A 23,611-nucleotide genomic window follows, 5' to 3' on the forward strand; every position below is an offset into this window, starting at 1 on the left:
TACATTTTACAATATCGAAGAGGTGTTGAACCTTGAATACAAAGGAAACAATCATTCCCTATTTCGGTAATGTGTTAACAGATAAAGAGTTGATTAATCAATGAATTTAATGAGGAAGGCTACCATGTTATCAGCTGAATAAAAGCAGCAACTATACAGTTGCTGCTTCCAACATTTCTTTTTGTATTTCAACACGTTTGATTTGGTGAGGGTCTTTAGAAAGAATTTTAAATGCATATCCTTCGCTATTTACTGTTTGCCCTTCCTGGATATCATAATTCTGCATCAGAATCCAACCACCAATCGTGTCAACATCACTATCATTCATATGTAATCCTAGTAAATCATTTAATTCGCTAATTAATACTTTACCTTCTACGACAACATGACCTTCCTTCATTTGCTGGATGGGCGGACGCTCATCTTCATCGTATTCATCACGGATCTCTCCTACAATCTCTTCCAAAATATCCTCAATGGTTACAATACCAGCCGTACCGCCGTATTCATCATATAAGACAGCCAACGGAATACGTTTCTTTTGCATTTGTAGTAAAAGATCATGTATTGGTATGGTCTCAATTACTTCAATTACTGGACGCGTATACGATTGAATAGAACTGAATTCTTTTGTTTCCTTATTCATATAACGGATAAAGAAATCTTTCACATTCACCATACCAATGATTTCATCTTTATCTTCCCCAAATACTGGGTAACGTGTGTACTTTTCATCACGGATTATTTTCATATGGTCTGCTAAAGAATTATCTACATGTAGCCCTATGATTTCTGTACGAGGGACCATGATTTCTTTCGCAATACGATTATCAAATTCAAAAATATTATTTACATATTTGTATTCAGCTTGATTAATTTCTCCACGTTCATAACTTTCAGAAAGAATCAATCGTAATTCTTCTTCTGTATGTGCTACATCATGCTCTGATGCAGGTTTTAAGCCGAACATTCCTGTTATCATCCTTGCAGAGCCATTTAACAAGCGAATAAACGGATACATGATTTTGTAGAACCAGATAAGCGGAGCCGAAAGTAATAAAGTAACCTTCTCAGCCTTTTGAATCGCGAATGTCTTTGGTGCTAATTCACCAACTACAACATGTAAGTACGTCATAATAGTAAAAGCAATTCCTAAAGATAATACACCTGCAATGGAAGGATTGATGTTCCACTTATCAAATAAAGGATGTAAAAGTCTCTCAATCGTTGGTTCACCTAGTGCCCCAAGTCCCATTGCTGTAACTGTAATCCCTAATTGACAAGCTGACAAATACTCATCCAAGTTTGATGTCACTTTCTTAGCTGCTAGCGCACCCTTCTTTCCTTCTAATACAAATTGATCAATCTTTGATCCTCTTACTTTTACAATAGCAAACTCAATTGCCACAAAAAATGCAGTACATGCGATTAAAACCGCTACCATGATTAAATTAAATATGTCCAACTAATTCCCTTAGCTTCCTTGAAACTAAAGGATTCACCTCCTGATATATTTTCTCTTTCCATACCTACAATTTCATACACATTAACATGAGATTGTATACAATCTACATTCTCAAAATGATGAGAGGTACTCTGAGAAAATCGAGGTCATTTAGCCACCTATCCGAGTCAACATCTGAGTCCAATACATTTCCACCGCCTTGATTAAATTATCTATATGTTAGCATGAGAAATAAATCCCAGTCAACGTTTACATTTTGTATACCCTGAAATTTAAACAAAAGCTTCTCTTCCCTGTTACATAAAATCTCTTAATGCGTGTACCAAACACTATAACATACCCTTCGCTTCCACTAACTATATTATTTTTTATTTACATTCCTTCTCACAGCAAAAAACAAAGCTCAGTAATTTTTGTCAGACTTTTCGAAAACATTTTGACACACATATTAGCCAATGCTAATATGAATAAAGAATAAACATATTAGTTATTACTAATACGAATGGAATGGAGAGGATACGATTGTGTAACTCAAATGACTTAGATATAAAAGCCAAATTTATTCGAGGATTTGCTGATAAAACTAGACTTCAGATTCTTCAATGTATGTTAGATGGTGAAAAAACGGTATCCGAAATTGTAGAAATCACTAAAGGAAATCAGTCAAATATCTCACAACACCTAAACTGTTTAAAAGGATGCGGCATCATCCTAGGTAGACAAGAAGGAAAGTATGTCTACTATTCTTTACGCAATACACAAATTGAACAGTTACTTACAATGTTCGATGTTGTCTTTCATGAGGTACAAAATGAAGTAGCATCATGTGATAAAAACGATAGTTGTTTATCTCAAAAAGGAGAGAACTGATATGACAGATAAAAAGGAGAGCGAAAAACAAACAAATTGTTGTGAAAATTCTTCCATAGCATCCACAAAAGAAGAATTAGCAACGGAAACTGCATCTTGTTGCTCTTCAAAAAAAGAGATTCCTATTGTGCCAGTTGTTAAAAACACTTCTTGTTGTAATGGTGAAAACAAAACTGAAAAAGAAAAAACTACAAAAGAAACATCGTCATGTTGCTCTTCTAAAACAGAGATTCCAATTATCCCTATTACTAAGGAAACTTCTTGCTGTAGTAGTAACAACAATTCTATTAAAACTGAAACTTGTTGTTCAGCTGAATTAGCCCTACCAAAAGAATCAATGACATCAAAATCTTCTTGCTGTAGTGATAACTCATGCGAAGACCCATCACCTCTTCTTAATACTCAAAAAATATCAGGAGATGGCGTACAAACTTATCTTGTAGAAGGTATGGATTGCGGTGCATGCGCTTTAACAATCGAAAAGCATCTACACAACGTTTCTGGCGTAGAGGAAGTTCGAGTAAACTTCGCTACTGGAAAAATGCATATTCGTCATGACCGAAATGTGGATGACATTATAAAAGAAGTGTCTAACGCAGGATTTGAGGCCTCTTTAGCAGGAACTCGTAGAGGAACGGCACCTGTTTCAAAATCAAAAAATACAACTTTGATTCTCCCAGGTTTATTTTTAGCTTTAGGATTTGGAGGAAGCTTTACAAACATATCCCCTCTTCTTATTACACTTCTCTATGCGGTGAGCATTGGAATTGGTGGTTATAAACCTGCTAAAAGTGCCTTTTATGCAATTAGAAGTAAATCACTCGATATGAACGTTCTCATGATATCAGCCGCTATTGGTGCTGCATTAATTGGTCAATGGCTAGAAGGCGCAACCGTTGTTTGGTTATTTGCATTAGGGGCAACGCTACAAAATAAATCAATTGAACGTACACGAGAATCTATTCGTGGATTAATTGATTTAGCACCATCAGAAGCTTGGGTAAAAGTCGGAACTGAACTTATAAAAAAATCCGTTGATGATATTGCAGTAAATACAACGATTGTTGTAAAGCCAGGTGAAAAAATCCCATTAGACGGCACAGTTATAGGAGGCACTTCTACTGTAAACCAAGCGCCGATAACTGGTGAATCTATCCCAATCGATAAACAAATTGGCGATTCCGTATATGCAGGAACAATCAATGAAGAAGGTTCGCTTGAGATTACAGTAACTAAACTTGTTGAGGGTACTACATTATCTCGAATTATTCATCTTGTAGAGGAAGCACAGGAAAATAAAGCACCGACAGAAGCATTTGTAGATCGTTTCGCAAAAATCTATACACCTATCGTTTTTGTATTAGCAATTGGTGTCATGATTATCCCTCCCCTTCTTGGTATGGGCGAATGGATGGAATGGATTTATAAAGGTTTAGAACTTCTTGTTGTTGCGTGTCCTTGCGCTTTAGTTATCTCTACTCCAGTTGCTATTGTATCTGCAATTGGAAATGCAGCAAGAAACGGTGTACTCATTAAAGGTGGTACAGCTTTAGAAATTGCAGGTTCTTTAAATGCTATTGCGTTTGATAAAACAGGAACATTGACTGAAGGAAAACCAAAAGTAATGCATGTACGAAGCGTAGATTGTACTGAAGATGAATTATTATCCATCGCAGCAACAATTGAAGAATACTCTAATCATCCCATTGCAAAAGCCATTACAGCATATGCGAAAGAACACCAAACTTCTATTCAAAGTGGAACCGACTTCCGCGCCATTGTAGGAAAAGGTGCGCAAGTCACGATAGATGGCGAAACATACTACGCTGGAAATAAAGTATTATATGAAGATTTTGGAGTTTCGCTTCAAATGTGGAACGAACCAATTCAGGAAATGCAAAGAATTGGTCAAACCGTGATACTTGTCGGAACGAACAAAGTCATTTTAGGTATGATTTCAGTAGCAGATTCCATTCGTTCTACTACTTATGGAACAATTCAAGAATTAAAACGATCAGGTATTCGGGAAACTGTTATGTTAACAGGAGACAATGAAGGAACCGCAGAACACATTGCACAAAAAGCAAAAGTAGATCGCTATTTTGCTGACTTACTTCCAGAAGATAAAGTTCATTCTGTCAAACAACTTCAATCTGAAGGGAAAACAGTAGCTATGATTGGGGACGGCATAAATGATGCCCCTGCCCTCGCTACTGCAAACCTAGGGATTGCAATGGGCGGTGCAGGAACTGATACCGCAATGGAAACGGCAGATATTGTATTAATGGCAGATAATCTTGAAAAACTTCCTTATACAATGAAACTAAGTCGGAAAGCATTGCACATCATAAAACAAAATATTTGGTTCTCATTGATTATTAAATTTATCGCCCTTGCCTTTATCTTCCCAGGTTGGCTCACTCTTTGGATGGCTGTCCTAAGTGATACAGGCGCTGCACTTATTGTAATCCTTAACAGTATGCGTTTATTACGGAACAAACAATAAGATAAGGAGCTACTGAGTAGCTCCTTATCTTATATACAAATTGAATTAGGATGTAGAAATGTTATCATTTAGTGGGCGTTTACAAAAATAAGCGTTACTGCGAGAACAGCTGAGTTACTATGAACCTATGCCAACACACTCTATCTTTTCCTCATCTTCTGATTTAAAGGTCATCCTCTTCTTGTTTTTCAAAATCACTCCATGTCCAATTGGTCCAATCATTGTTTACTTTCCCTACAGTTATCAAATTCACATTATTTAATTCAATCGCTTTAGCTAAACTTTGAAAGAATATGCTCTCACTCGTTTTTTGATCATCACTAATATCAGGATGTTCCCATTCTTCTGTTTGATAAAATAGATTTGGTTTAAATTCTGCATTGATTTCATCTAATATGTCCGAGGGCTGTATCCAGAATTTCTCCTTATATATAGAAGTTAAAAAACGAATAAGTTTGGTAGGATGAAATGAATCTGTTTCAATTCCTAAACGCTTATACTCTTCTATCATTGGTGTTAAGGTAATATGTTCTCCTTTCAAAAGTAGCTCCATATGAAAAGGATCTACAAGGAAACGATCTTCATCATCGTACCAATACTCTTCATTTACCAGCGTTAAGATTTCATCGAAACATGAAAAGAATCCTTTTTGTTTGCAATCTTATTCCCCATTTCACATCTTCGGTTAAATTCGATATATAGATTATAACGAATTGATAGATTTTTCTCTATAATCAAACACTATCATTTGGACTAATCTGCCTCGCCTGTTAGTAAGCTAAAAACAAGGGTATAAAATCGGAGTGTGATAATATGGAACGTTTATGGATTCCAATAATCGTTACGTTTTTTTCGTTCGGCGGGTTACTATTAGGAGGTGCTGTTGGAGTAGCAACACGCCAACTAATTGAAGAAAAGATGCATCGCTTATACGCATTATGTGGTGGGATTTTGCTTGGGCTTTTATCACTTGAAATTATTCCTGAGACATTTTCAAGCTATGAAATAATAGGTCCTATGCTCGGCATAGCTATCGGTATTTTAGTTATGAGCTTATTAGATAACTATTGTCACCATCCAATGATACATAACAAGGATCAACAAGCATGGCAAACCTTCCTTTTTCTTTCTTTTGCTATATTCATTCATAATATGCCGAGTGGGTTTGCGTTAGGTACAGCATTTACGAATCATAATGACTCTGCCATTCCTTTCTTACTTGCGATTGTCATTCACCATATTCCAGAAGGATTAGCTTTAATTATTCCATTTCTTTTTACAAAACATAAATATATTTCATTTTTATTAACAACTTTATTACTTTCTCTCATCCTAGGGACCGGTACTGTTTTTGGCATTTTGATGGACGGGAAAGCTCTCCATTTACAAGGACTTATTATGGGAAGCGCAATTGGTTCTCTTGGCTATGTCACAATTCACGAAATGCTTTGGAAAGCAAAGAAACAGCTCTCTTTCCTTACATTTCTCATGTGGGCAACTAGTGGTTTTTTACTAATAACAGTGTTTACTTTATTCGCTGGTCATCATTAAAGCGAATAAATTTATTATTTGTATATTTTTCCTTTTTCTCCAAAACATAATGTTATCTACCTATTATAAGGAGGAACAATTATGTTTGGAAAAACAGCCGGTGAAGCATTAGTTGATTTATTAATTGACTGGGGAGTAGAACACATATATGGTATGCCTGGAGATTCCATCAATTCAATAATTGAGGCTTTAAGAAAAAAACAAGATAAAATTAAATTTATTCAAGTTCGCCATGAAGAAGCTGGTGCATTAGCGGCGGCAGCCTATGCGAAATTAACAGGAAAACTTGGTGTTTGTATGGCTATTGCAGGACCTGGGGCCATCCATTTATTAAACGGTTTATATGATGCCAAACTCGATCAAGCTCCTGTACTAGCAATTTCAGGACAAGTAGAAACCGATTTACTCGGAACGGATTTTTTCCAAGAAGTAAACTTAGAAAGAATGTTTGATGATGTCGCGGTTTATAACCAGCGTATTATGTCAGCTGAACAACTACCTGCTGTAGTCAATCAAGCGATTCGTATGGCATATACGAAAAAAGGTGTATCCGTTCTTACTATTCCAGATGATGTTCCGAAATTCGAAGTAAAAAATGGTGCTCGTGTTACAAACACTTCTTTTACATTGCCTGAGCTATTTCCGCAAAAAGAAGATTTAGATGCAGCGAAACTCGCAATAAATGAAGCGACAAAACCTGTTATTTTAGCTGGAAAAGGAGCTAAACACGCGAGAGAATCTTTACTTGCATTCGCAGAACATATCGGTGCTCCAATCGTACTTACATTACCAGCTAAAGGAATTGTTCCTGATGAACACCCTCTTTGTATCGGTGGATTAGGATTAATCGGGACGAAGCCTTCTTATGAAGCAATGAAGCATGCCGATACTTTAATTATGGTTGGTACTTCTTATCCGTTCACTGGTTTCTTACCCGAAAAAGCAAAAACACTTCATATTGATACAGATCCCGCACAAATCGGGAAACGTTATACGACAGATATCGGCTTAGCTGGTGATGCTGATAAAACATTAAAATGGTTAATTGAAAATGTAGAAAAACACGAGGACCATTCCTTCTTAGAGCATTATCAAGAAATGATGAAAAAATGGGAAGAAAAATTACACAATCAAGAAGAAGATTCTTCGACTCCAATTAAACCACAGCGAGTTATGCATGCACTGCAGAAAGTGGCCGAAGATGATGCAATTCTTTCAGTAGATGTCGGAAATGTAACAGTGTGGACAGCAAGGCACTTCCGTATGACGAATCAGCAATTTATCATTTCTAGTTGGCTTGCAACACTTGGCTGCGGTTTACCTGGTGCACTGGCTGGACAAATTGCTTTCCCGGATAAACAAGTGTTTGCAGTTTGTGGTGACGGCGGATTCGGAATGACAATGAATGACTTCGTAACAGCTGTTAAATATAAACTACCAATCGTTGTCGTTGTATTAAACAATAATAAAATTGCTATGATTAAATTTGAACAAGAAGTTATGGGAAATATTGAATTTGGTACAGACTTAACGAATCCTGATTTCGCAAAATATGCTGAGGCGTGCGGTGGTATTGGATACCGCGTCGAACAGTTAGATGACTTACTTCCTGCCTTTGAAAATGCGGTAAAACAAAGTAAACCATGCATTATTGATGTAGTTGTAGATGTAAATGAAGCACCAATGCCAGCAAAAATCACATTTAGTCAAGCAGCTGGTTATACGAAACATATGATAAAAGAATTATTTGAAGAAGGTAAGATTGATTTACCACCACTTTAAACAAAAAAGATAGCTGAAAACAATTTGTCTTCAGCTATCTTTTTTATTTTTTCACCTCACTATGAAATGAAAAATCATTCATGGTAGGCTGTATTTGTTTCTCTACTTTCACTTCTTCCTTCTTCCGATTCGCTCTTCTAACATTTCCTAGCTTAATCGCATCTTGCATACTATTACTAATCAGATTTCCTGACAAAATTGTCATACTATAAAAAGCAATCGGAATAAGTACAATCCATGTATGAGTAGTTAAGTGACGGAAGTTTTGACCAATTAACCCTGTCCATTCTTTTGTTACACTATCTGCATCTATACCGCCAAAAAATAATTCCAACAAACCAAGATACAAGAGGAGTAATAAAGTACTTACAAATTGCTGGGCTACTAATAAAAGAAATGATGGTAACATATGCGGCCATACATGACGCTTCATTTAATGATATGTAGCTAAAATCTTTTTACGTCTCGCTAACCTTTTTAATTCTCTAAAGTTCGGATACATTTTATTTATTTTACAAATGTATCGCACATCCACTTATAAAATTTTTCTTTCTCTTCAAATTGTGGATAATGAGCTGATTTCTCAAAAGTAATAAATTCTTTTTGATCTGCTTCAATAGCATCAAAATATGTTTTTGCTGCATGAAATGAAGTGTTATAGTCATATTTCCCCATAAGGAAAAAAAGCGGTAGCTTCATTTTAGTCACCTTAGTAGGCAATGGATTCTTTAAATCCTTTTCTAATAAGACAGTTTGAGAATGTGATAATCCAACGTTATAACGAATTACGTCTAACAAGTTATATTCATTACTAAGTAACATCTCTATATTATCACCATCTGGATTTTCAATGAGTCTTGATGTTCCACCATATTTCGCAACATAATTTCGCGGAGTGTATGTATCGCCATTTTTAATTTTTTCAGTCAACCCATTTAAATAGGAGACCTCATCTGCGTTCCCAGCATTTTTCGCTTGATTGATAACAAACTTTAAACTATCCATTTCACTTTCTACTGTATCACTCATCTGTCCTATACCAACATACGCTTCATATTTTTCAGGAGCTTTATAGGCAGCTTGCATTCCAATATATGTACCGTAAGAATGCCCAATCAATATTACTTTTTCTTTGCCGAGACGTTTTGAAACATAATCTGTCATAGCTAATAAATCTTCTACAAGTAGGTCTGATGATAGATTCGAATAGTCTTCAATGAAATGATACGATTTCCCGCTTGCCCTTTGATCGTAATTAACAACTGTGAATTTCTCTTCCAATAAGTCTTGATATTTTTGAGCATATGGTATTTCTGAAGAACCTGGTCCACCATGTACAAAAATAATAACCGGATTCTTCTTATCTTTGCCGCGTATCATAATTTCATGACCACTTCCATTTATCTCTACTTGCTCTAATGTACTTATACTGTTTTTCCCCTTTATTTGCGAGGTCCATGTAGGAAATACTAACGCCATAATTATTAATAGTATAATAGTGACTGCAATACGTTTTACTAATTTTTTTATCTTCTTCATAAGACGTTTCCTTTCTTTTAAATTTATAAGAATATCAATTTAGTTCTGTAAAACTACCCCCAAAAAATATCAATATACATCAATTGCACTTTCCAATTTCATCTTGATTTTTTGTACATTCTTAATATCCCATACACTTCTTAACTTTCCTCTATATAAACCCTTAATATTTTTTAATTTTCAATATATTAATCATAGGAAGGCTTGGTCACAATGTATTACAAATAAAAAGAGTCCTTGTTTTCAAAACAAGGACTCTTTTCTTAAACTATTTTGCTACTTCTTCTTTTGGCATTACCATACCTTTATAAAGTTGAACAGTAATCCAGTAATAGATGAAATAAATGACTAAAAATATTCCTATTGGCACCCACACTTTCACAAACGGGTCAACTAATATAAAGCTGAATAAATTAAGCCCTACTAAAACGTGGGAAATACCAATGATTGCTGGGAAGATAAATAAATATGATATTTCTTTATATATACTTTTTGTTAACATACTACGTCTAACACCGATTTTTCGTAACATTTCATAACGTCGTACATCACGAGAAGCACCCGTTAATATTTTGAACATAAGGGAACTTGCCATCATTGCTAAAAAGGCAATTCCAAGGAAAAATCCCATAAACATTGTTCCGCTCATAAAACTGTTCATAAACTGATAAATTGTCATTTTCGTAAATAAGTCTACTTTTGCACCTGTTGTTTTTTCAATTTGTTCTTTTTGTCTCTTGTCTATTTCGATCAACAACGGTTTATATTTTTTCATATCATCTACTTTTGCTAATGTCACAGTATGTTCTGTTCCTTGAATTCCTTTATAATGCTCTTCATCAGCAATTCTTACAGGCTTTCCGTTAAATTGATTATGTGTAATTTGTATTTCTCTTACAACCGCATCTTCCCAATCTTTTGGCATACGAGGAAGCTTATTCGCTACTTCGGGAGCGTCCAAAGCAGAATATACAGGTTCAGTTAAAGGTTCAGCTACACGTTTACGAGCAGGTTCTTTTAAAGTTTTTGTATCAAAATGATCTGAAATAAGTGGTGGTTTTTCAGTTAAGTCGTTACGTAAATAATAAACCGCTTCTCCATCTACTTTATACTTGTACTTGCTTTCTTCAACAATTTCCATTTCTTTTAATGCAGCTTTATCTTGATCATTTGGATCATGAATTACGACATCATATACACGTGAGAAGTCTGTCATAATACCTACGTTCTTTTGAAACGCCATACCTGCTGTCATCGCACCTGCACCTAATGCAATTAACATCGCTACAGTACCCAGTACTCTCGATAAACTAGTTACTCGAAAACGTAACTGTGCATAAGTAAAACTATTTAAGCCCGTTTCATTTCGTTTTTTATTCCCCTTAATTTTCATCACGAAAAATGGGAGTAATGAGCTAAAAATGAAATAAGTCCCTAATGTTGTAACGATTGTCGCTATTATAAATCCTAGTTCAGCGAACATTTTTATATTTATCATAAAATAATATCCTGTACTTACAAGTAACACACCTAGTACTGTCATAATAACAATTCGAGTTTTACTTTTCTTCACTTCATCTTGCGTTTCATCTTCACGTATTAACTCTAATTCTGTTTTACGTAATAATCGGAAACTATTCATTAAACCAGTAATGAAAAATAATATTAAGAAGAATATAGATGTAACCAATATAGCTGGTGTGTATACAGATGCATAATTACCTTTTGCTGAAATTTCCATTCCATTCATTAAAAAATTTCCTGCTACACTAGCGAGTACTATTCCTACTAAAATACCGATAATAATACTGACAATCCCCATACCAAAAGTCTCAATAAATAATAATTGCGCTACTTTTTTCTTTTTCGCTCCAAGCATCATGTACATACCTAGTTCTTTTCTTCTTAATGTAAGTAAAAAAGAATTGGCATATATAATATAAAATACAGTTATGAAAGAAAGTAATATTGCACCTACCCAGAATACGAGCCTAATACTACTAATAAGGCTATTATCTTTTGTAAATTCACTATTCATCGCCATCGTTTGGAACATGTAGAAAATACTAATACTAATAACGAGACCAATAAGTAAAACCATATAATCCTTTAACATTTTTTTCATACTATGACGTGATAATTTGAATAACATAGTCTCGCCCCCTACTTCGACTCAGCAGCTGAGCCCATATGAGCAAGCACACCTAAAATGTCTTGATAGAAATTTTCTCGAGTCCCTTGACGCTTTAACTCTTTATAAAGAAGACCATCTTGAATGAATAAAATACGCTCACAGTAACTTGCACTAAACGCATCATGTGTGACCATTAAAATACTTACATTGTGATTTTCATGTAAATCTTGCATCGCTTCTAATAAACTTTTTGCATTTTTACTATCAAGTGCCCCTGTCGGTTCATCTGCTAATACGATTGCCGGATTATGTACTAAAGCTCGTGCTGCCGCTGTTCTTTGCTTTTGCCCACCAGAAACAGCAGTCGGATATTTTGTTAAAATTTCAGTAATCCCTAATTTCTTTGCTACTTCATTTACTTTTCCAGTAATCTCACTTGACGGTACGCCTTGCAGGGAGAGTGGTAAAGCGATATTTTCATAAATTGATAAATTTTCTAGTAGATTAAAGTCTTGAAAAATAAATCCTAATTTTTGAGAACGAAAATCTGATAATGCATTACCCTTCATAGAAGTAATATTTGTACCCGCTATTGTTACACTGCCACCTGTCGCTTGATCAAGTGTACTAATCACATTTAGTAATGTCGTTTTTCCAGATCCAGAAGGACCCATAATCCCTACAAACTCCCCTTCTTTAATACTTAATGAAACACCCCTTAATGCTTTTGACTGATTCTCATTTCTTTTCCCATACGTTTTTTCTACACGTTCTACAGTAACTACGTTTGTTGACATCTCTTTCACTCCATCCCTTTTGTATAAAATTAATTTCTCACATATTTCTTATCTTTTTCTCACGTAAATCCTTAAGTTTTTTTAAATTTTTCTAACAAAATTAGATACATAAGTAGAATGAACCTATTTCCTCTTTCATATTCTCACTTTTCTAAAACTCGTTCCTTCGATTTCCCTTACATTTACCTTACATTTTTGTAAGGTAAACAAGAAAACACACAACTTCATAAAAGCATTTCTTTGTAATGAGAAATGCTTTTTATTTTGTTAAAATTAAAAGGGTATTTTAATAACAATAATCACATAATAAAAAACAATATAATTTTATTGTAAAACAATAAATCCTATGATAAAATCATGTTGTTATTACATAAGCGAGGTGCTTTTTATGAAACAAGTTACGACACTTTTTTTAAAGCTAGCTATTATTTTTATAGGAATCCCAGTTCTTGCATTGTGTATATTTTTGGTGCCTAAGATCGGGAGTTTTGCTGGAGAATTGTATCCAGATATCGCTTATATGAAATCTCTCGTTTTAATCGATATGTACGCGGTAGCGATACCTTTTTACTTTGCTCTGTATCAGGCTTTTAAACTTTTAAGCTATATTGATAAGAACCAAGCGTTCTCGGAATTATCGGTAAAGGCTTTAAAGAATATAAAATACTGTGCCATCACGATCAGTACCTTGTACTTGCTAGGTATGCCACTCTACTATCTCATGGCGAAAAAAATTGATCCTCCAAGTTTCATACCAATCGGATTGACCATCATTTTCGCCTCTATGGTGATCGCCGTTTTTGCTGCTGTTCTCCAAAGACTTTTACAAGAAGCTATTAATATAAAATCAGAAAATGATTTAACGGTCTGAGGTGGAGGATATGGCAATTATTATTAATATTGATGTGATGTTAGCAAAACGAAAAATGAGCGTAACGGAGCTTTCGGAGAGGGTCGGGATTACGATGGCGAATCTTTCCATTCTGAAAAATGGGAAAGCAAAAGCGGTTCGTTTTTCAACATTAGAAGCGATATGTAAGATTTTAGATTGTCAACCAGGTGATATTTTGGAGTACAAAAGCGACGAATACACTCAATAAAGTGAAACTTTAATCAGTGGGGATTTTGTTCATCCCCCACTGATTATTAGCCTTCACCAATCGGGCTTTTACGGGTAGCCCGACTCCCACCTAACTTCTTTGCTCCAGCTGAATTTTGAGGTGGAGTCTTACTGCCCGCAAATAGCGGGATAAAAACAGATAACAACTTTCTTCAACCAATGGGATTAGATTGTGAAATTAAGATGAAGGGATAGCAATTAAGCTATCCCTTCTCTACGTTTATTATTGTTATTTAATATATCTTTAATTATTTTAACTTCAGCATTACATATTAATGGTGTGTTTTATTATCAATCTCTATTTCCTATTTTTTATTTCCTCCTTCATACTTTCCACAAACGCATCTAGTTCAACAACTTCTGACTTCTCTTCACCATATTTCCGTACATTTACAGCTTCGCTTTCCATTTCCTTATCCCCAATAACAAGAACATACGGAACTTTTTGCATTTGCGCTTCTCTAATTTTATATCCTAACTTTTCATCTCGTATATCTCGTTCGACACGAATTCCGGCTTGTGCTAATTTATCTGCAATCCTATTTGCATATTGTTCATGCACTGCATTTGAAACTGGAATTACTTTCACTTGAACTGGTGCCACCCATACTGGGAACGCACCTCCAAAGTGTTCAATTAATATTGCTAAGAAACGGTCTAAAGACCCTAAAACTGCTCGGTGAATGACAACCGGTTTTCTTTTTTCATTATTTTCATCTATATAATTTAAATCAAATTTCTCTGGCATTTGGAAATCAAGCTGAATTGTTCCGCATTGATGACTTCTATTTAAAGCATCTTTAATGTGGAAATCAATTTTTGGTCCGTAAAATGCACCGTCACCTTCATTTAATCTATATTTATAATTTAATGCTTGTAATACATTTGCTAATGCCGCTTCCGCTTGCTCCCATAATTTATCATCACCCATTGAATCTTCTGGACGAGTAGAAAGTTCTACTTCATATTCGAATCCAAAAGTTTTATATACGTAATCAATCTGGGCCATTACGGATTTGATTTCATCTTCAATTTGTTCTGGTGTTACAAATAAATGAGCATCATCTTGGCAGAAAGTACGAACTCTTAATAACCCGTTTAAAGCCCCGCTAAATTCATGTCGATGTACTTGACCGAATTCACACATGCGAATCGGTAATTCGCGATAAGAATGCAATTTATTTTTAAACATAAGCATATGTCCTGGGCAATTCATCGGTTTTAATGCGAAACTTTTTTTGTCTACTTCAGAGAAATACATATTATCTTTATAATGTCCCCAGTGTCCTGACTTCTCCCATAATTCTTGATTCATCATAAATGGAGTACGCACTTCTTGATAATTGTACTCTTTTTGAATTTCTCTTAAAAATGCTTCTAATTCATTGCGGATAATCTGTCCTTTCGGCAAGTAAAACGGCATTCCTGGAGCCTCTTCAGAAAACATAAATAACTCTAATTCACTACCTAACTTACGATGATTTCTTTTTGCTGCTTCTTCAACAAAATGTAAATACTCTTCTAATTCTTTTTGAGAAGAGAATGCAACACCATAAATACGCTGAAGCACTTGATTGTTACTATCTCCTCGCCAATATGCACCTGAAACGTGAGTTAATTGGAATGCTTTCAAATAACCTGTAGATGGTAAATGTGGTCCTCTACATAAATCTACAAATTCACCTTGTTTATATAGTGTTACACTTTCCTCATTAGGAATTGCTTCTAAAAGCTCTAATTTCAAGTGATCATTCATTTCTTGAAACAGTTTTGCTGCTTCTTCTCGAGAAACCTCTATTCGCTCTATATTTATATTTTCTTTTATAATATTTTTCATTTCTTTTTCGATTTTTGGTAAATCTTCTACGTTTACACTACTTGGAAGATTCATATCATAATAAAATCCATTCTCAATAACTGGTCCTACTCCAAGCTTCACGTCACCATAAATTCTTTTCACAGCTTGCGCTAAAATATGTGCCGCAGAGTGTCTTGCAATTTCTACACCTTCATTTGAATCAATAGTAATAATTTCTACTTCTGCATTCTCTTCAATGTTTCGGCGTAAATCAAAAGACTGCTCATTAACTTTTCCTGCGACTGCTTTCTTTTTCAAGCTACTACTAATTGCCCCAGCGATTTCTTCTAAAGTAATTCCTTTCGCAAATTCTTTAACACTACCATCTGGAAATTTAATTTCAATCATCTGTTCTTTCATTTTTCATCTCTCCATTTCATAATAAAAAGCACACTCATCCCTAAAATAGGGACGAGTGTGCTTTTACCCGTGGTTCCACCCAGATTCCCATCGTAAACATACAATGGCTTCTTTTACGGTAACGTCGCTTACACGGCACTAGTTACTTGATTTCCCCAGTGCAGCTCTAAGGTGGTAAGTTATTTTTCTGCGTTAGGAAGTTCTCAGCTCTACTTCCTTCTCTGTATAACCGTTTAAAATAACTCGTGTCCTTTTCTTCGCTTATTATGAAATTAAATATAAAAAAGCATATTCATCCCTAATAAATAGGGACGAATATGCTTATATTCGTGGTTCCACCCAGATTCCCATCACAAAAAACATAATGGCTTCTTTTACGGTAACGTCGTTTACACGGCACTAGTTACTTGATTTCCCCAGTGCAGCTCTAAGGTGGTAAGTTATTTTTCTGCGTTAGGAAGTTCTCAGCTTTCCTTCCTTCTCTGTATAACCGTTTAAAATAACTCGTGTCCTTTTCTTTGCTTTTATAAGTACATCCATTAATTGTTATTTACTATATCCTATTCATTTTATTTTTACAAGTGTTAAAAATATATTTTTTATTCAAAAAAAAGAAACCAAAAACATTTTTTGGTTTCCACTTCTCTTTTTTACCAATCTTGTGGTTCGTAATTCAAGTCTGAAAATAGGCGTTTTTTCTCTTTTTTCGATAAATCTCTCCACTGTCCGACTGGTAAATTATTCAACTCAATATTCATAATTCTCGTACGTTTTAACGTGTATACTTGATAACCTAAAGCTTCACACATACGGCGAATTTGACGATTCAACCCTTGTGTTAAAATAATTTGGAACTCATATTTTGATAACTGTGTAATCTCACAAGGAAGCGTTTTTGTATCTAAAATTTTAACACCTGCTGCCATTTTCTCTAAAAACTCCGGTGTAATCGGCTTATCTACTGAAACGATATATTCTTTCTCATGTTTGTTTTCAGCACGTAAAATCTCATTAACGATATCGCCATCATTCGTTAACAAAATTAAACCGTCTGAGTCTTTGTCGAGACGTCCGATGTGATTAATTCGTAAAGGATGATTCACTAAATCGATAATGTTACCTTTTACGGCTTTTTCACTTGTACATGTAATACCTACTGGTTTATTTAAAGCGATATACACATGGTCTCGAGCAATACGAAGTTGCTCTCCATTTACTCGTACGTCATCACCTGGATTTACTTGGTCACCAATTTTTGCAACCTTACCGTTAATAATTACTCTTCTTTCATTAATTAACTTATCTGCTCCACGTCGAGACGCTTTTCCAGCTTCACTAATAAATTTATTTATACGCAAGTTAGGCACATCCTTTTCATAAAAAATTTCAAGCTCACACTGCTTCTACCGTACAATACAAAAGGGTAAGCCTCCTATTATAACTTAAATATATTAACATGAAAGGGTATATGACGTCTTCACTTAATTACATGTTTATTAGAAAACAATTGGTCCTCTTTTCCTTTTCACATCAAACTGTCTAGCAGTCAATAGATTAACCGTTGAATATAACATCATTTATTTACTTTTTTCATAGATAATATACCGATATAAGTTTGATTAATAATGCCTAAATAACTCACAATATGTGAAAAGCAAAAAGAATCCTTTTGAAAATTTTATACAAAAAGATTTTTAATAATTATAACCTTTAATTGAAAACATCATTCAATATCGTTCAATAAACAAAGTACTCTCAAAAGCCCTTAATTTTTTACGCTTCAATATTTTCTTCACATACTCCAAAAAGAAGCCCTTGATTATCTATACAATAAGCAAAGTAGCCCATATTAGGAATAGCAGTTTTAGGTACAACTACTTGTCCACCATTTTCAATAACTTTATTTATGTACTCATCAACTGAAGATACTTCAATAGAATTAGTCGTCCTAGTAGCACCATCAGGGGATTTCATTAATCCACCATCGATACCGGATCTATCACTCTCACCTGTAATTATGAACCAATATTCATGTGGCCCAGGCATTTTTTCAAACTTCCATCCAAAACTATTTGTATAAAATTGAATAGCTTCTTCAGGGTTTGGAACTTGCAATTCAAATCTTAAAACTTTACTCATTTAAATACCCCCTCTTGTTCTTGTATAAAGTAATTACACAAGAACAAACGTTCTATATCAACTTTATCTAAACCAGCTATTTTAATAAGTTCTAACTTTATTTCGAAGCTGCAACAGACCATTCTTCCTTCCGTATAACTTGCTTTCCATTTATATTTTCAACATACTCTTTTACATTTGCTAACTGATATAACTCTGGGAAAATTTCTTTCATATAACGTTCATGTGCTATTTCATCTTGCCAATAAGTTAATACTATGTAACGATTTTCAGTCTTTAAAGACTTCCCAACAACTCCACCTAACATCCCTTTTGCATCTTCCATTCCTTTATTCCAAATTGTTTCTTGCGTATGTAAAAAATGCTTTTCTTTTCCTTCTTTCACATCGCAAATTGCAACTCTTACAAATGACCCTTGTGCAATTACGTCTTTCAAAGGAGTTTCTGTTATATCATACAACGTTTGAAACATTTCAATATTACAGGAAATATATGTGCCGTCTTGATTACTATTTAGAAAAATTGTATCATGAGCATCATTCATGAATGATTGATATACATTTCTATCCTTCCATAAAGTATACACACACGCTTCAGCTTCAGCTTCATTCCACCCACCAAATTGTCCATAGAATCCGTCTAAATACTGTAAATCACGCCATTTTTCTTGCGCATCAGAAAACAATTCCCTTTTCTCTTCTTCCACCTTGCAAAATATTGTTTTTAATAGCATTTCTAATCCCCCTTATGATACGATCCATCTCCCACTTGCAACAATTTGTTTACATAATAAAATTATGTAAACAAATTATATCTGCTTTTATACTCCATACACAAATAACCATTTTTAGTTACTCTAAATCTATCAAACCACCAAATTGATTTTATTTCAAATAATTCGGAATTTAAAGGGAATGTAATCCTATACGGATTACATCTCACTATTAACTCATTTACTATTTCAAAATAAAAAAATGATTGCATTTCACTAATTGTATATCTATAATGTGTTTATTGATTCTATACACAATCAATGCGTTTACGTTTTTAATTTTATAATTCGGATGAACCATTCAGGAGAAGATCTATTGATCTACCGACGGGGCAAAAAGTTGCTGAACCAACTTTGAAACTCTCAGGTCTTGTTTACAAGTAGAACTGCATGGGGACGAATCTCTGGAGAGACTCCCTCTCGCTTCATATAGCGCGGAGGAAAACGAGCACCGAAGGAGCAAATCCGCTACTATAGCGGATAATCTCTCAGGTAAAAGGACAGAGACAAGCGAAAGAAAAAGCCGATTTGTATCGGTTTATTTTTCTATCCCTTGTTTCTCCAGAGACCATTTCATTTCCTTGAAGTGGTTTTTATTTTTTCTAAAAAAGGAGAATACAGATGGAGACAGTAAGTAAAGTATTAGAACAAATTAATCAGTATGTGTGGGGGTTACCAACTTTGTTGCTACTCGTTGGAACTGGTATCATTCTCACAGTGCGCTTAAAAGGTTTACAGTTTAGTAAACTAATATACGCTCACAAACTAGCTTTTAAAAAATCAGAGGATACATCATCTTCTGGAGATATTAGTCACTTCCAAGCACTGATGACAGCTATGGCTGCAACGATTGGTATGGGAAATATAGCAGGTGTCGCAACTGCTGTGACAATCGGTGGACCCGGCGCAATTTTTTGGATGTGGATTACTGCTTTATTTGGAATGGCAACAAAGTATGCCGAAGCAATCCTTGCGGTGAAATACCGTGTTAGTAATGAAAATGGTGAATACTCCGGTGGACCAATGTATTATTTAGAACGTGGTTTAGGAAAAAAATGGTTGGCTATTTTATTCGCTATATTCGGCACAGCTGCTTCTTTCGGTATCGGGAATATGGTTCAATCTAATTCAGTTGCAGAAGCAATGCGAATCAATTTTTCTTTCCCTCCCGCATTAACTGGTATACTCATGTCATTCTTAATCGCTATCGTTATTTTGGGCGGTGTAAAAAAGATTGGTAAAGTTACTGGATATATCGTTCCTATTAAAGCATTCTTTTATATAATCGCTGGCCTTATTATTATTTTCTATCACTTTGATCAAATTCCAGAAGCATTTTCACTTATTTTTTCTGGTGCATTTCAAGGTACTGCAGCTGCTGGTGGTTTTATCGGAGCAACAGTTGCATCTGCAATTCAAATCGGAATGGCACGTGGTGTATTTGCTAACGAGGCTGGTTTAGGAAGTGCTCCTATTGCTGCGGCGGCTGCCAAAACAGATTCACCTGCAAAACAAGCTTTAGTTTCTATGACTGGTACTTTTCTAGATACATTTATTGTATGTACAATTACGGGGCTAGTATTAATTACTACAGGCGCATGGAAATCAGGTAAAACTGGTGTTGAAGCTACAACATTAGCATTCCAATCCGTATTCGGTACTGCTGGTAGTATGATTCTCGGTATCGCCATTATATTATTCGCCTACTCTACTATTTTAGGTTGGTCGTATTACGGAGAGAAGTGTGTTGCTTATTTATTCGGACAAGGTGCTGTACGATATTATAAAGCAATCTTTATCGTTATGATTGCTATTGGCGCTAATTTAAAATTAGGTGTTGTATGGACATTTGCCGATATTGCAAATGGACTTATGGCGATTCCAAACTTAATTGGTCTAATTGGATTAAGTGGTGTAGTTGTCGCTGAAACAAATCGGTTTTTACAAGCAGAGAAATTGAAAAAAAATCATAAAAAACAGGCAAGTTGATTTAATTTTAAAAGGAATGCTCCTAAACTGACGAGCATTCCTTTTTATTTACTTTATTATACGAATCACCTGTTTCTGCAATTCCACTTCTTTATCTGCTTTTACTATTCCTCTTTCTACAATTTCATGTTTATTTATAGTTTTATATTTTACATAAGTATAAAATTCTGTTTTAAATGGAAATGGTGTAATCCGAATCGTTTTTTCATCTATCCATTCAGCTTGTATAGGCTTATCATCCTTGTTATTAAAAATTTCTGTTCCTTCAAAACCATCTTTAAATAATTCAATTTCATCTTTCTTTTTTACACCCGGTTTATTCATACATACGTACAAGGAAAGTTCATCACAAAACTTTAATAATCTATAATGTTTATCGAACATAGCGTATTGTTCTTTTGTTAACGTTTTCAACATTCTTTTTTGTCGCTCCAATTCATGTTTATAAAAAGACATCATCTCATCATCTTCCTCATTTAATGGAAACGATAAAAAATGTTTACTACAAAGTAACGCCCCGTATGGATTTGACTCTTCAATTGCATTCAAACCAATCGTATAAAAAACAAAGCGTAATGAACTTGGACAATCCATAAATGTATATGGAATATTTTTAGCATCATTCAAAATTGGTACTTTATCAAGCTCTATCCATCCTCTATCATGTTCGTATATTGCATCAATTGTCTCTTTTAAGTATGTTTTATCTTCAAAAACATCTTCTTTTATATGGCTTGCAATCTCACCAGCTAAAAAACCATGATCATGTTGACGAATTAATATACTTTCTTTCTCATTCTTTTCACGAAAAATCATCCGTATACTCCCCCCTCATCTTCATATTATAGCTTGTCGTATGCATCAATTCTTAATAAATCCCTTTTAATTTGCAGGGATTCAGTTTCTTTCAACGAAATTAACATAAATATACAGCATTCTTTCTAATCACAAAGTTAGCTTTATCTTTACTAACCATTATACTAAAACATTCATTCTAAAAAATTTTTTATGAGGTGAAAACATGAACAAAACAGAATTAGTTAAAAATGTAGCACAATCAGCTGATATTTCTCAAAAGGATGCTTCTGCAGCTGTACAATCCGTATTTGACACAATTGCTAATGCATTACAATCTGGCGATAAAGTGCAACTAATCGGCTTTGGAACTTTTGAAGTGCGTGAAAGATCTGCTCGTACAGGGCGTAATCCGCAAACTGGAGAAGAAATTCAGATTGCTGCTGGTAAAGTTCCAGCATTTAAAGCAGGAAAAGAATTAAAAGAAGCTGTTAAATAAACAAGAAACCAGCCATTTTATAGGCTGGTTTCTTGTTTATTGTTTATTTCTTACTTAAGCAGTTCCTTTATATTCTCTGCATGATACACTTCACAAATATAAAATACACATTTGCAGTTACTTACAATTTGATATTTTCTAGTTGGATAAACATTCGCTGCAACAGAACATCCATCAAACAATTCGATAATATTTCCAGATGGCTGATATCCTTCATATAATACGTTTCTTCTTACTTCCATCTTTTCTATAAGGTTTTCAACAGGAATATTTCCACTCTCTAATTCACTCTTTATTGTATCCGGTAAAAACGAAGTGTCTGCAAAAATTAGATTTTCAGATAACACCTTACCTTTATAACTAACATTAGATACCCGATAAAGAAATCTTCCGTTTTTATCAAAGAAATTCTTTGCTTCTTTCGGAATATGCTGTCTATCTATTACCTCTTGTTCTAGAACATCAAATTGAACTGTATCATTCAAAAGCTTTTCTAAAGCAAGAATGGATGATGTATCTCCAGAAAATAAAATATTTTTAATTGCTTGTACATTATAAGTTAATTCGCTTTTTCTACTTTCCGCCACTAACATGAGGAACACCTCTTCTATAAAATATTTTATTAAATTGATTTATAATTTAATAGCGATACCGCGTCTAACTGCGTAATTTCAGTTACTTCTTTACTAAATATTGCAATGGAAGCCATATAATCTAAACTAGGTCTTACATCTTCCATCATTGTATTTTCTGCTAACTCTTGTCTATCTTTAAAAACCAACAATTTTGGAGGGTCATTTGGAGCTGATACTGTAATTTCTACTGGTGGAATCAATAGTCCTTCACCTGTCGCTTTCAGCACTGCTTCTTTTCGAGTCCAATATGTTAAAAATCCTTCTAGTCGCTGCTCATCAGGTAACTTCATAACTTGTGCTATTTCAATGTCTGTTAATACGCCCTCTGCCATTTTCATAGCATCTACATTTGGATTCATTTGTTCAACATCAACACCGACAGATGCAGATTTTGTAAACGCCACGACAACCCACTCACCCGAATGGGAAACGGATATTTGCGGCATACCTTCTGGTAACTGCGGCCTACCATGTTGTAACTTACATACTGGGCACATTCGATCAATCGGCACTTGAACTGGCGACATAGAAAGTATTTTTCCAAGAACTAACCTACTAATTACGCAACCTATTATAAAACGTGCACGATCTGCCGACTGATGATATGAATTTGCTTTCTCTCGCTCTACATCATTTAGTAAATTGTAATGCCATGATTGTAAATCTGAAATTCTCGCCCACCATATTTGACAACTATTCTCATTAAGAGTTGGTACAGAATCTACAACTTTACTCTCCATCATGTAAACTCTCTCCTTTTAAATGCCAATATTACTTTATTTCAAAAGAGTATTAGCATG

The 23,611-nt window shown here is 34.6% G+C and carries 20 protein-coding genes, 1 pseudogene, 1 riboswitch and 2 other annotated features; of the genes and pseudogenes, 8 read left to right on the top strand and 13 right to left on the bottom strand.

From position 1 onward, the window contains the following. Positions 1 to 151 precede the first annotated feature (151 nt). Positions 152 to 1,465, bottom strand: coding sequence for a hemolysin family protein (locus QCI75_RS15230; protein WP_144505583.1), 1,314 nt, complete (start codon positions 1,463 to 1,465; stop codon positions 152 to 154). Positions 1,466 to 1,987: 522 nt separating this feature from the next. Between QCI75_RS15230 and QCI75_RS15235 the strand changes: the two genes are divergently transcribed. Beyond that, positions 1,988 to 2,335 (top strand): ArsR/SmtB family transcription factor, encoded by a 348-nt coding sequence (locus QCI75_RS15235; protein ID WP_144505584.1) that lies wholly within the window; start codon positions 1,988 to 1,990, stop codon positions 2,333 to 2,335. 1 nt (position 2,336) lies between these two features. After that, positions 2,337 to 4,841, top strand: a complete 2,505-nt coding sequence (locus QCI75_RS15240; protein ID WP_353760786.1) for a heavy metal translocating P-type ATPase — start codon at positions 2,337 to 2,339, stop codon at positions 4,839 to 4,841. Between the two features lie 163 nt (positions 4,842 to 5,004). Here QCI75_RS15240 and QCI75_RS15245 read toward each other — a convergent pair whose 3' ends face one another. Then, complete coding sequence (locus QCI75_RS15245) at positions 5,005 to 5,463, bottom strand: DUF7003 family protein (protein WP_483299474.1); 459 nt, start codon at positions 5,461 to 5,463, stop codon at positions 5,005 to 5,007. 191 nt (positions 5,464 to 5,654) lie between these two features. Between QCI75_RS15245 and QCI75_RS15250 the strand changes: the two genes are divergently transcribed. Both QCI75_RS15250 and QCI75_RS15255 read left to right on the top strand, forming a co-directional pair. Then, positions 5,655 to 6,392, top strand: coding sequence for a ZIP family metal transporter (locus QCI75_RS15250; RefSeq protein WP_353760788.1), 738 nt, complete (start codon positions 5,655 to 5,657; stop codon positions 6,390 to 6,392). A gap of 81 nt (positions 6,393 to 6,473) precedes the next feature. Beyond that, positions 6,474 to 8,174 carry a pyruvate oxidase gene (locus QCI75_RS15255; protein WP_353760789.1) on the top strand — a complete coding sequence of 567 codons (1,701 nt, stop codon included), beginning with the start codon at positions 6,474 to 6,476 and terminating at the stop codon, positions 8,172 to 8,174. 43 nt (positions 8,175 to 8,217) lie between these two features. Here the strand turns inward: QCI75_RS15255 and QCI75_RS15260 are convergent. The 4 genes and pseudogenes from QCI75_RS15260 to QCI75_RS15275 all read right to left on the bottom strand — a co-directional run. After that, positions 8,218 to 8,607: pseudogene (locus tag QCI75_RS15260) on the bottom strand (peptide ABC transporter permease); the annotation flags it as partial. 74 nt (positions 8,608 to 8,681) lie between these two features. Next, the gene (locus tag QCI75_RS15265; RefSeq protein WP_353760790.1) at positions 8,682 to 9,713 is read right to left on the bottom strand and encodes an alpha/beta hydrolase; all 1,032 of its coding nucleotides are present in this window, start codon (positions 9,711 to 9,713) and stop codon (positions 8,682 to 8,684) included. 268 nt (positions 9,714 to 9,981) lie between these two features. After that, the gene (locus QCI75_RS15270) at positions 9,982 to 11,865 is read right to left on the bottom strand and encodes an ABC transporter permease (protein WP_353760791.1); all 1,884 of its coding nucleotides are present in this window, start codon (positions 11,863 to 11,865) and stop codon (positions 9,982 to 9,984) included. Positions 11,866 to 11,876: 11 nt separating this feature from the next. Next, positions 11,877 to 12,644 (bottom strand): ABC transporter ATP-binding protein, encoded by a 768-nt coding sequence (locus QCI75_RS15275; RefSeq protein WP_000106412.1) that lies wholly within the window; start codon positions 12,642 to 12,644, stop codon positions 11,877 to 11,879. A 388-nt stretch (positions 12,645 to 13,032) separates the two neighbouring features. Here QCI75_RS15275 and QCI75_RS15280 point away from each other — a divergent pair, with 388 nt between their 5' ends. Together QCI75_RS15280 and QCI75_RS15285 are read left to right on the top strand one after the other, a co-directional pair. After that, positions 13,033 to 13,515: a DUF2975 domain-containing protein gene (locus QCI75_RS15280; protein WP_144506289.1), complete on the top strand. Its 483-nt coding sequence runs from the start codon at positions 13,033 to 13,035 to the stop codon at positions 13,513 to 13,515. A gap of 10 nt (positions 13,516 to 13,525) precedes the next feature. Beyond that, positions 13,526 to 13,744: a helix-turn-helix domain-containing protein gene (locus tag QCI75_RS15285; RefSeq protein ID WP_353760792.1), complete on the top strand. Its 219-nt coding sequence runs from the start codon at positions 13,526 to 13,528 to the stop codon at positions 13,742 to 13,744. A gap of 318 nt (positions 13,745 to 14,062) precedes the next feature. Here QCI75_RS15285 and thrS read toward each other — a convergent pair whose 3' ends face one another. The 4 genes from thrS to QCI75_RS15305 all read right to left on the bottom strand — a co-directional run bounded on the left by thrS (position 14,063) and on the right by QCI75_RS15305 (position 18,854). Continuing rightward, on the bottom strand, positions 14,063 to 15,982 hold the full coding sequence (gene thrS / locus QCI75_RS15290) for a threonine--tRNA ligase (RefSeq protein WP_353760793.1): 1,920 nt from the start codon (positions 15,980 to 15,982) through the stop codon (positions 14,063 to 14,065). Positions 15,983 to 16,026: 44 nt separating this feature from the next. Further along, positions 16,027 to 16,249, bottom strand: a binding site (T-box leader). A 37-nt stretch (positions 16,250 to 16,286) separates the two neighbouring features. After that, positions 16,287 to 16,510 (bottom strand) — a binding site (T-box leader). Positions 16,511 to 16,632: 122 nt separating this feature from the next. Next, positions 16,633 to 17,340, bottom strand: coding sequence for a pseudouridine synthase (locus QCI75_RS15295; protein WP_144506291.1), 708 nt, complete (start codon positions 17,338 to 17,340; stop codon positions 16,633 to 16,635). Positions 17,341 to 17,755: 415 nt separating this feature from the next. Further along, on the bottom strand, positions 17,756 to 18,121 hold the full coding sequence (locus tag QCI75_RS15300) for a VOC family protein (protein ID WP_144506292.1): 366 nt from the start codon (positions 18,119 to 18,121) through the stop codon (positions 17,756 to 17,758). Positions 18,122 to 18,218: 97 nt separating this feature from the next. Further along, positions 18,219 to 18,854 (bottom strand): DUF4937 domain-containing protein, encoded by a 636-nt coding sequence (locus tag QCI75_RS15305; RefSeq protein ID WP_144506293.1) that lies wholly within the window; start codon positions 18,852 to 18,854, stop codon positions 18,219 to 18,221. Between the two features lie 433 nt (positions 18,855 to 19,287). Beyond that, a riboswitch (glycine riboswitch) is annotated at positions 19,288 to 19,407 on the top strand. A gap of 107 nt (positions 19,408 to 19,514) precedes the next feature. Here QCI75_RS15305 and QCI75_RS15310 point away from each other — a divergent pair. Beyond that, positions 19,515 to 20,882 carry an alanine/glycine:cation symporter family protein gene (locus tag QCI75_RS15310; protein WP_144506294.1) on the top strand — a complete coding sequence of 456 codons (1,368 nt, stop codon included), beginning with the start codon at positions 19,515 to 19,517 and terminating at the stop codon, positions 20,880 to 20,882. Positions 20,883 to 20,930: 48 nt separating this feature from the next. Here QCI75_RS15310 and QCI75_RS15315 read toward each other — a convergent pair whose 3' ends face one another. After that, a complete protein-coding gene (locus tag QCI75_RS15315) occupies positions 20,931 to 21,698 on the bottom strand; it encodes a DUF3891 family protein (protein ID WP_144506295.1) in 768 nt (255 codons plus the stop codon). A gap of 205 nt (positions 21,699 to 21,903) precedes the next feature. Here QCI75_RS15315 and QCI75_RS15320 point away from each other — a divergent pair, with 205 nt between their 5' ends. Further along, a complete protein-coding gene (locus QCI75_RS15320; RefSeq protein ID WP_002012780.1) occupies positions 21,904 to 22,176 on the top strand; it encodes an HU family DNA-binding protein in 273 nt (90 codons plus the stop codon). Between the two features lie 50 nt (positions 22,177 to 22,226). Here the strand turns inward: QCI75_RS15320 and QCI75_RS15325 are convergent, their stop codons facing one another. Next, complete coding sequence (locus tag QCI75_RS15325) at positions 22,227 to 22,769, bottom strand: cold-shock protein (protein ID WP_144506296.1); 543 nt, start codon at positions 22,767 to 22,769, stop codon at positions 22,227 to 22,229. 29 nt (positions 22,770 to 22,798) lie between these two features. Then, complete coding sequence (sfp, locus tag QCI75_RS15330; protein WP_353760794.1) at positions 22,799 to 23,554, bottom strand: 4'-phosphopantetheinyl transferase Sfp; 756 nt, start codon at positions 23,552 to 23,554, stop codon at positions 22,799 to 22,801. Positions 23,555 to 23,611 lie beyond the last annotated feature (57 nt).

Source organism: Bacillus cereus group sp. RP43 (assembly GCF_040459645.1).
Lineage (GTDB): Bacteria > Bacillota > Bacilli > Bacillales > Bacillaceae_G > Bacillus_A > Bacillus_A mycoides_C.

Coding starts and splice junctions, on each gene's coding strand:
- sfp (WP_353760794.1), bottom strand. CDS start 23,554: ATGATGGAGAGTAAAGTTGTAGATTCTGTACCAACTCTTAATGAGAAT.
- QCI75_RS15255 (WP_353760789.1), top strand. CDS start 6,474: ATGTTTGGAAAAACAGCCGGTGAAGCATTAGTTGATTTATTAATTGAC.
- thrS (WP_353760793.1), bottom strand. CDS start 15,982: ATGAAAGAACAGATGATTGAAATTAAATTTCCAGATGGTAGTGTTAAA.
- QCI75_RS15280 (WP_144506289.1), top strand. CDS start 13,033: ATGAAACAAGTTACGACACTTTTTTTAAAGCTAGCTATTATTTTTATA.
- QCI75_RS15315 (WP_144506295.1), bottom strand. CDS start 21,698: ATGATTTTTCGTGAAAAGAATGAGAAAGAAAGTATATTAATTCGTCAA.
- QCI75_RS15325 (WP_144506296.1), bottom strand. CDS start 22,769: ATGTTAGTGGCGGAAAGTAGAAAAAGCGAATTAACTTATAATGTACAA.
- QCI75_RS15320 (WP_002012780.1), top strand. CDS start 21,904: ATGAACAAAACAGAATTAGTTAAAAATGTAGCACAATCAGCTGATATT.
- QCI75_RS15310 (WP_144506294.1), top strand. CDS start 19,515: ATGGAGACAGTAAGTAAAGTATTAGAACAAATTAATCAGTATGTGTGG.
- QCI75_RS15275 (WP_000106412.1), bottom strand. CDS start 12,644: ATGTCAACAAACGTAGTTACTGTAGAACGTGTAGAAAAAACGTATGGG.
- QCI75_RS15240 (WP_353760786.1), top strand. CDS start 2,337: ATGACAGATAAAAAGGAGAGCGAAAAACAAACAAATTGTTGTGAAAAT.
- QCI75_RS15250 (WP_353760788.1), top strand. CDS start 5,655: ATGGAACGTTTATGGATTCCAATAATCGTTACGTTTTTTTCGTTCGGC.
- QCI75_RS15300 (WP_144506292.1), bottom strand. CDS start 18,121: ATGAGTAAAGTTTTAAGATTTGAATTGCAAGTTCCAAACCCTGAAGAA.
- QCI75_RS15285 (WP_353760792.1), top strand. CDS start 13,526: ATGGCAATTATTATTAATATTGATGTGATGTTAGCAAAACGAAAAATG.
- QCI75_RS15265 (WP_353760790.1), bottom strand. CDS start 9,713: ATGAAGAAGATAAAAAAATTAGTAAAACGTATTGCAGTCACTATTATA.
- QCI75_RS15270 (WP_353760791.1), bottom strand. CDS start 11,865: ATGTTATTCAAATTATCACGTCATAGTATGAAAAAAATGTTAAAGGAT.
- QCI75_RS15305 (WP_144506293.1), bottom strand. CDS start 18,854: ATGCTATTAAAAACAATATTTTGCAAGGTGGAAGAAGAGAAAAGGGAA.